Genomic DNA, 7,978 nt, shown 5'->3' with positions numbered 1-7,978 from the left:
TGCCGCTTCCAACCGCAGACTGTGGGTTTGCTTAGTACTTGGGAAGACTCAGCAGATTGTTGGTCTCGCGGCCGTCGCTGACAGTCGCGATGTACTTGGTTCCCAGTCCGCTGGTTCGCACCACCACCGGGGCCTGCGCGCCGTTCGAGTTACGGCTTTGGTAGGTTTCAGTACCAGCCGTGATCTGCTGCACGATCTTCGTCCTGGAGGATTCGGACAGCGGGCCGGTAGGGGTATCCGAGTGGTTGACCCGGGAGATGTGCTCGCTTCTTGTGCCGGGGCTATCCAAATGAATCTGGCGAATGTACTTCATGGCAGTCCTTTCATGGGAGGTCATGGTGCTTGTGGAAATGAACGCTACGGTCACTCCCCACATCCAGAGCCGTTTGAATGCGATAACCCCCGTTATCAACAAATGCTCTAGATTGCGTCGAACAACAGGTAGGGTCAGATCCCAGAACCGCGGATAAAGGAGGAGGCATGCCGAAGATGACCGAGACCGATATGTCCCTTGCCGATGTGGCTCGTCTGGCCCAGGTTGCACGTCCGGTGGTCTCCATGTGGCGACGACGCTACCGAGATGCCGATCTACCTTTTCCAGCGCCTACCGACAGCTCATCAAGCCAACCGGCATTCGACCCCGCTGAGATTGGTCGGTGGCTCCACGACACCGGTCGCGGCAACAATCCCTCCGCTCATCTCGACGCCGACGCATTTCGCACGGGCATAGCTGCCGACCAGTCAGGGACTGACGCGTTGACGGCCCTCCTGTGCCTGAAGGTTCTGAGCGGTGAGCGACTGAGCGGTCTATCCAATGCCGAACTGCTGGATTTGGCTGACGACCACGATCCGCATAACCAAAGCCTCTATCGCGAAATGGAAGCGACCGGCGACCAGCTGGCCTTCCTCGCAGCGACGGCAGACGCACTGGCGGACGCAGCCTACAGCCCGGCGGCCGCATTCGACCTGCTGCTCACCTCCGAGCGGAGGCTCGGGCTGCAGGGTGGAGAAATTCACCGAGACGCCGTCAGCCTGGTGGCTGCCGCGGTAGCTGCGCTGCTCAGTCGGCGAGATGGGTCAACGATGGTTGTGGATCACTCGCCGGGGAGCGGCGACATTCTCCTGAAGCTGAGTGAGGGTGACGGGACTGTGCGGTGTGCCCTCGCCTGGGGCGGATTCGACACGGCAGCATCCCGGCGCGGTTTGCGGCGTCTCCACACTCATGGCCTGGTGCTTGAGGCAATTGACGACGACGCCGACCCCGTTGGCCAGCGCTCTTCAGCACTTCACCTGGCCCAGTTTCCTCACGCAGGTAACCAGAACCCAGATGACGTCACGACCCTGAACGCTATCGACAAGATCTGTCTGCAGCTCACCGATGGTGACCGCGCCGTAGCATTCGGTCCCGCAAGCGCGCTCTGTGATGCGTTGAGTGTGGACGGGGCGGCAGGGGAGAGCGAAGCCATCCGGTCAGCCATTTTGCGCACGGGGCGGCTGCGCGCCGTCGTCCGCTTGCCTCAAGGTTTGCTTACCTCGAAGCCCCGCCAAGCGATGGCCCTGTGGGTACTCGGCCCCGCACATGCCGAGGTGGCACTGGCGGATCGGTGGACGATGGTGTCCGACCTTTCCGGGACATCCCTGTCCACAACGGACATCGAGGATCTGATCAGCGATCTCGCCGCTGCGATGGGCAACCGGCGGTCGGTGGAGAAGCATTCGTTTCGGTTCGCACGGCTGGTGAGGACGTCGTCGATGCTCGCAGCCCGCGGTTCGCTGGTCAGGGCTCGGCCACTTCCACGCAACAGGACCGCTCAGCCAGCTGGCGCGGTGTTACACATCGAGAACCTCCTGTCATTACTCGAACAGCCGGAAACCGTTCGGAGTCTGGATGTGCAGGTGATCCCAACGACGAAACCGGAGAGCCCGGTCGAGAGGGTTCTAGGAGACCTGGCCGACGCCGGCGCGGTCGTTTACCTCCCCGGGAACCGAATCGAGGCAGCAGATCTTCACGCTGGAGACCCCGCCTCGCCCGGTGCAATCAAAGTGATCACCGCCGGGTCCCTGCTCGACGGTGATCCACCAGCGGTGATGGATCGGTTCAGGTTCGCTGCGCAATACCCGGCTGGCCGACTAACTGAGCCAGGCGACGTCGTTTTCTGTACAGGGCCGAGGCCCGTCGCTCTGGTGGATCCCGACGGCGCAGCCGTTGTTGCCTATCCAGCCCGGGTCCTCCGGATTGTTGACGGGGGACAAACCAGTAGAGGTCAGCCGGGACTGGTAGCCAGACTGCTCGCTGAAGACATCAATAGCCAGGCGCCGACAGCCGGGCGGTGGAGGTCGTGGATAGTCCGTGCGGTCGACGTCGACCAGCGGCATCTTCTCAGGCGCACGCTCGACGCCGTCGAGCAGGAGCGGCTCGCCGCGCTTGAACGCGTCAATCGCCTCACTCAACTCGCTACGCTGATCATGGACGGCGTAGCCAGCAACACCGTGACCCTCGGCGAACCCAACCCCGCCGCCCCGATGGAAGGAACACCCCAGTGCCCCCGAAAGTGAAGGTGGACGCCCTGCCGTCCACCATGAAGGAACTCAAGGACACCCTGTGGAAGGCGGCCGACAAGCTGCGCGGCTCCATGGACGCGTCCCAGTACAAGGATGTGATCCTGGGACTGGTGTTCCTGAAGTATGTCTCCGACGCGTTCGACGAACGCCGGGAGCAGATCCAGGTGGAGCTTGGCGCTGACGGGTTCGGCGAGCACCAGATTGCTCAGATGATCGACGACGTCGACGAGTACACCGGGCGGGGCGTATTTTGGGTGCCGACGCAGGCACGCTGGACGTATTTGGCGCAGAATGCCAAGGGGACGCAGGCGGCGGACGGCGAAGCGGCCAAGACCATTGGCGAGCTGATCGACGATGCGATGGACGCCGTCATGGGTGCCAACCCCTCGCTCGCGGCAACACTGCCGCGGATCTTCAACCGTGACAACATCGACCAGCGCCGTCTCGGTGAGCTGCTGGATCTCTTCAACTCGGCGCGGTTCACAGGGCAGGGTGCCACGAAGGCGCGCGACCTCCTCGGTGAGGTCTACGAGTACTTCCTGGAGAAGTTCGCCAAGGCCGAGGGCAAGCGGGGCGGCGAGTTCTACACGCCGGCCGACGTCGTCCGCGTCCTCGTCGAGGTGCTGGAGCCCGACCACGGTCGCGTCTATGACCCGTGCTGTGGGTCGGGTGGCATGTTTGTGCAGACCGAGAAGTTCCTCGAGTCGCACAACAAGGAGGGGTCGAGCATCTCCGTCTACGGGCAGGAGCTGAACGAGCGCACCTGGCGGATGGCGAAGATGAACCTTGCCATTCACGGGCTGAACGGCAATCTGGCCAGCCGCTGGGGCGACACGTTTGCGCGGGACCAGCACCCGGATCTGCAGGCCGATTTCATCATGGCCAACCCGCCCTTCAACATCAAGGACTGGGCCCGCTCCGAAAGTGATCCCCGCTGGAAGTACGGCGTCCCGCCGGTGGGCAATGCCAACTACGCGTGGATCCAGCACATCATCTCGAAGCTCGCCCCGGGTGGCAGCGCCGGTGTGGTGATGGCTAACGGGTCCATGTCGTCGAATTCCGGCGGCGAGGGTGACATCCGTGCGCAACTGGTCGAGGCTGACCTAATCTCCTGCATGGTCGCGCTGCCCACCCAGCTGTTCCGCAGCACCGGCATCCCTGTCTGCCTGTGGTTCTTCGCCAAGGACAAGTCCTCGGGAGCCGTCGACCGGTCGGGAGAGGTGCTGTTCATCGACGCGCGGAACCTGGGCTACATGGTGGACCGCGCCGAGCGTGCCCTCGCGGACGAGGACATCGCAAAGATCGCCGAGACCTATCACGCCTGGCGCGGGTCGGCTTCGGCTCAGGGGTCGGGAATTGAGTACGACGACGTCGCGGGGTTCTGCAGGTCGGTACCTCTGGCAGAGATCAAGGCAGCGGACTACGCGCTGACGCCGGGTCGATATGTCGGAGCCGCCGATGTTGAGGACGACGGCGAGCCCATTGAAGAGAAAATTGCCCGCTTGTCAGCTGAGTTGTTTGAGCAGTTCGCCGAGTCGGAACGGTTGGCTGCGGTTGTGCGGGAGCAGCTGGGGCGGGTCTCATGAGCGAGTGGGTGAGGAGCATCCTCGGCGATTTGTGCAAGCTGAAAGCGGGCTCAGCGTTTCCGCAAGCCGAACAAGGAGGCGCGAATTCTGATTATCCGTTTGTAAAAGTCAGCGATCTATCCTCAAACTCGAAGTATCTTCAGCAATCGAATAATTGGATAACTGAAGAACAGTTAGAAAGGCTTCGGCCAGCCTTAGCGCCAGCCGGAGCAGTGTTATTTGCAAAAATTGGAGAGGGCCTTCGCAACGAGCGATTTCGGGTAGCGGTCCGACCTACTGCTTTTGACAACAACCTGATGTCAGCTATGGCAAAACCCGAACGTTGTACAGTCGATTTTTTGTTCTATCTCCTAGCCACGATCAATGTCAGCACCTATGTTGAGGGCAGTGCCTTGCCCTATTTGAAGCAGTCAGTGCTGCAGCAGGTGGAAGTACACGTGCCGTGTCTTCGAGAGCAACAGGCAATTGCAGAGGTACTTGGCGCGCTCGACGACAAGATCGCCGCCAACACCAAACTCTCTCGATCAGCTTCCGACTTAGCCGAGCTCGAGTTTCGCCGCTTGATGCTTCGATCTCACGAATCTGTCACCATGGCACAAGTGCTCACTCTCGAGTACGGAAAATCGCTACCTGCAGTCAAGCGAACGAACGGTCCAGTGAAGGTCTATGGCAGTGGTGGAATTGTTGGTAGACATACTGAAGCGCTGTGTGATGGGCCAGGAGTCGTAGTCGGACGTAAGGGCACCGCGGGTGCCGTTCACTGGGCATCGGGGCCTTTCTTCCCGATTGACACGACGTTTTGGGCGAAACCAAGCACCGAATGGATCAGCCCAATTTTCTCGTACTTCCTTTTAAAGTCTCTTCGACTCGACGAAATGAATTCAGACTCAGCTGTTCCCGGCTTGAACAGAAATGAGGCACATGCAATTGCGGTCCGGCGTCCAGAGTCGGACCAGCTTCGCGACTTCACGACATCAGCCATGGAGCTATTCGACGTTGTATCTCAGATGGACCGAGAGAACGAGTTGCTCGCCATGACCCGCGATACCCTCCTTCCTCAGCTCATGTCCGGCAAGCTGCGGGCCAAGGAAGCTCAAGCTCTGGTCGAAGAACTCGTCTAAGATTGTTCGTGCAAGTGGGTGCGTTCGAAACGAAACCAACCTATCCAGTGGAAGGCAGCAGCGATGCCATCCTCACATGGCAGGTCAGGGATGGACGCCGCCGATGAGGGAGCTTCCTTCCGACCAACTCCCGTAGACACCCGCGTTTGAAGGGCCGGCACTCGCGCCGGTCTTACTCCGCGAGGTTGGCAGAGGCCTCGATCTGGTCGAAGCTCGTGGTGAGTTCGGCAGCGAGTACTACGAGCCCACGACAACACGACGGCTATGGGTCGAAACGTCGGTGCGGATGCCCACGCGATGGTCCGTGAGGGTTCCGCTAGGCGGAGGCTCTCAGAGGCTCGAGGGCGGCCAGGGCGAGATCAAGGCCAAAGATGAACTCCTCCGCCGGGTCATAGCCAGCAGCGACGAGCGCCGCGGCGGACTCGTTGAGGTAGGGGAACTCGCCTGGAGGAAGCTGGGGCAGGTAGACGTCTTCGGCCATGTCCGCGAACTCATCGGCTGTATCGAACGGCAGGTTGGCTTCCTGCAGGGCGTAACCGTAGACCAGGCTGTCGAGCAACCAGTTGGCGTGCGTCGCCATCAGAACCGAGAAGCCGGCCCTCCGCAGGCAGGCGGTGACAGCTTCGCGGTGGCGAAGGTGCGCCGCCCCCGGCGATGTCCGCGAGTCCATCAGGCCAATCGCCCACGGGTGGCCCGCGAGAACCTGTCGGGCGGATACCGAACGCCGTCGCATCGCCGACTGCCAGTCTGTCCCCTCGGGCGGGAGCTCAATCTCCTCGAACACGACGTCGATCATCGCGTCCAGCAACTCCTCCTTGCTCGCCACGTAGTGGTAGAGGGACATCGCGCCCGCGCCGAGCTCGCGAGCCAGCCGGCGCATGCTCAACCCTTCGACCCCCTCGCGGTCGGCAAGCCGGATCGCCTCCACCACCACCCGGTGCTTGGTTAGCCCCGCGTCTGATGCGACCTGGCGTTGTTCCCTAGCGGCCACAGATCCCTCGCTTTCTCGAAATGCTTGACATTAGTACAGCGTACGCTCACACTCTATCGTACAACGTACGTCGTACGGTGTACGAGCAGCGAAAGTCGTTGCTCGGACGTAAGGAGGCTTCTGTGGGAAACGAACAGCGATCGAAGGCCGGAACGCCCCTGGTGCCGGGGGCGAATCTGGACGGGGCGGCGACGATGCGGGCCGCCGTCCAGCACCGCTACGGCCCGCCCTCCGTGATCGAGGTGTCCGAGATCGGGCTACCGCTACCCGGGCGAGGCGAGGTGCTCGTTCGGGTGGGTGCGGCCTCGGTACACCCTGGCGACTATTTCGTCATGACCGGCAAGCCGTACATTGTGCGCCTGGTGTACGGGCTCCGCCGGCCGCGCCACGGCATCCCCGGCATGGACCTCGCCGGCGTGGTGGCAGCGGTAGGGAAGGACGTCACCACTCTCCGCCCCGGCGACGAGGTGTTCGGCTGGAGCACCGCTGGAGCATTCGCGGAGTACGTCCGCGTCCCGGCGGACAAACTCGTGCCCATCCCCGCCAACCTGTCGGTCGTGGAGGCGGCAGCGGTGCCCACCTCGGCCATGACGGCGTTGCAGGCATTGCGCAAGATCGCGGACGTTCGGCCGGGCCAGACGGTGCTGGTCACGGGCGCGTCAGGCGGCGTGGGCTCCTTCGCGGTACAAATCGCCAAGGCGCTTGGTGCCGAGGTGACGGGGGTGTGCAGCACCCGCAACGTCGACCTGGTCCGGTCACTCGGTGCCGACCACGTCATTGACTACACGAGGACCGACTTCACCCACGATGAGAAGCGCTACGACGTCATCCTCGACAACGTGGAAGCCCAGCCCCTGGCGGCGGTCCGCCGAGCGCTGACGCCCACCGGCACCCTGATCCCCAACAGCGGACGCGGCGGCCGCTGGTTCGGCCCCCTCGGTCGGATCGTCAAAGCGCGTGTGCTGTCCGGATTCACCCGTCAGCAGCTGTTGCCTTTCACGTCGATCGGGAAGCGCCAGGACCTGCTCACCCTGGCCGAGCTGGTCACGACCGGGCAGGTCACGCCCGTCATCGACCGCACCTACCCGCTGGACGAAGCGGCCGATGCCCTCCGCTACGTCGGAGCCGGCCACACCCGAGGGAAGGTCGTGATCACCGTCTGACGACCGGACCGATGAGAACGACCCACCCCGTGCGAATGCACGCCCAGACCTGCCGCCACTCCGGCGGACGGACCGCTCCAAACGAAAGAAAAGCCAGTGCCCATCCGAACGAAAACCCCGAAACTGCTCGACAATCCGCGAATCCCCGTGCAGGCCAAGCTCGCGGCCGCCTGGACCAGCTTCATGTTCCTCGTCATCTACATCGACTACTTTCACCTCTACCAGCCCGGCGAAATTGACGTGATTCGGGGTGGCGAGATCTTTGTCTTTGACATCACCGGGACACTGGTTTCCATCTTCTTCGTGATCATAGCGATCCCGAGCCTGATGGTGCTGCTCTCGATGACGCTGCCCGCCCGGGCGAACCGCGCCACGAACCTCGTCGTTGCCTTGCTTTTCATCCCCCTCTCCATCTTCAACGCGGCAGGGGCGACCTGGGACTGGGCCTTTTACTACGGCCTCACCATTGGAGTCGAGCTGCTGATCCTGGCCTTCATTCTGCGTTCCGCCTGGACCTGGCCCCGCACCGCACCGTCGGCAACCATGCCGACCAGC

Annotated in this window: 7 protein-coding genes; 5 read left to right on the top strand and 2 right to left on the bottom strand. The window is 62.5% G+C overall.

Annotated features, from left to right (window positions below; translation table 11 throughout):
- Positions 1–31: 31 nt before the first annotated feature.
- On the bottom strand, positions 32–313 hold the full coding sequence (locus K728_RS0100215; RefSeq protein WP_162148007.1) for a DUF3892 domain-containing protein: 282 nt from the start codon (positions 311–313) through the stop codon (positions 32–34).
- Between the two features lie 167 nt (positions 314–480).
- On the opposite strand from K728_RS0100215, the gene K728_RS0100210 reads away from it, so the two are divergent.
- From K728_RS0100210 to K728_RS17985, 3 genes are read left to right on the top strand one after another with little or no spacing between them, the layout of a single operon-like run.
- Positions 481–2,556 carry a hypothetical protein gene (locus K728_RS0100210; protein ID WP_024475460.1) on the top strand — a complete coding sequence of 692 codons (2,076 nt, stop codon included), beginning with the start codon at positions 481–483 and terminating at the stop codon, positions 2,554–2,556.
- Positions 2,541–4,148: a class I SAM-dependent DNA methyltransferase gene (locus tag K728_RS0100205; protein WP_024475459.1), complete on the top strand. Its 1,608-nt coding sequence runs from the start codon at positions 2,541–2,543 to the stop codon at positions 4,146–4,148. Before K728_RS0100210 ends, K728_RS0100205 begins: the two co-directional genes overlap by 16 nt.
- Positions 4,145–5,269 (top strand): restriction endonuclease subunit S, encoded by a 1,125-nt coding sequence (locus tag K728_RS17985; protein ID WP_084442769.1) that lies wholly within the window; start codon positions 4,145–4,147, stop codon positions 5,267–5,269. The genes K728_RS0100205 and K728_RS17985 overlap by 4 nt, the downstream gene beginning before the upstream one ends.
- A 316-nt stretch (positions 5,270–5,585) precedes the next feature.
- Here the strand turns inward: K728_RS17985 and K728_RS0100195 are convergent, their stop codons facing one another.
- Positions 5,586–6,260 carry a TetR/AcrR family transcriptional regulator gene (locus K728_RS0100195; RefSeq protein ID WP_024475457.1) on the bottom strand — a complete coding sequence of 225 codons (675 nt, stop codon included), beginning with the start codon at positions 6,258–6,260 and terminating at the stop codon, positions 5,586–5,588.
- 122 nt (positions 6,261–6,382) lie between these two features.
- Between K728_RS0100195 and K728_RS0100190 the strand changes: the two genes are divergently transcribed.
- Entirely contained in the window at positions 6,383–7,423 is a 1,041-nt protein-coding gene (locus tag K728_RS0100190; RefSeq protein ID WP_202805316.1) for an NAD(P)-dependent alcohol dehydrogenase, read from the top strand.
- 96 nt (positions 7,424–7,519) lie between these two features.
- Positions 7,520–7,978, top strand: a 459-nt coding sequence (locus K728_RS0100185; RefSeq protein WP_024475455.1) for a DUF6326 family protein, incomplete at its 3' end; no start/stop codon positions are given.

The sequence above is a fragment of the Arthrobacter sp. CAL618 genome (assembly GCF_000468215.1).
Classification (GTDB): domain Bacteria; phylum Actinomycetota; class Actinomycetes; order Actinomycetales; family Micrococcaceae; genus Arthrobacter_D.
This window is presented reverse-complemented; position numbering and strand designations above follow the sequence as displayed.

Bases quoted from the DNA above. Each gene is read 5' to 3' on its own strand.
- K728_RS0100215 (WP_162148007.1), bottom strand. From the start codon at position 313: ATGAAGTACATTCGCCAGATTCATTTGGATAGCCCCGGCACAAGAAGC.
- K728_RS0100210 (WP_024475460.1), top strand. From the start codon at position 481: ATGCCGAAGATGACCGAGACCGATATGTCCCTTGCCGATGTGGCTCGT.
- K728_RS17985 (WP_084442769.1), top strand. From the start codon at position 4,145: ATGAGCGAGTGGGTGAGGAGCATCCTCGGCGATTTGTGCAAGCTGAAA.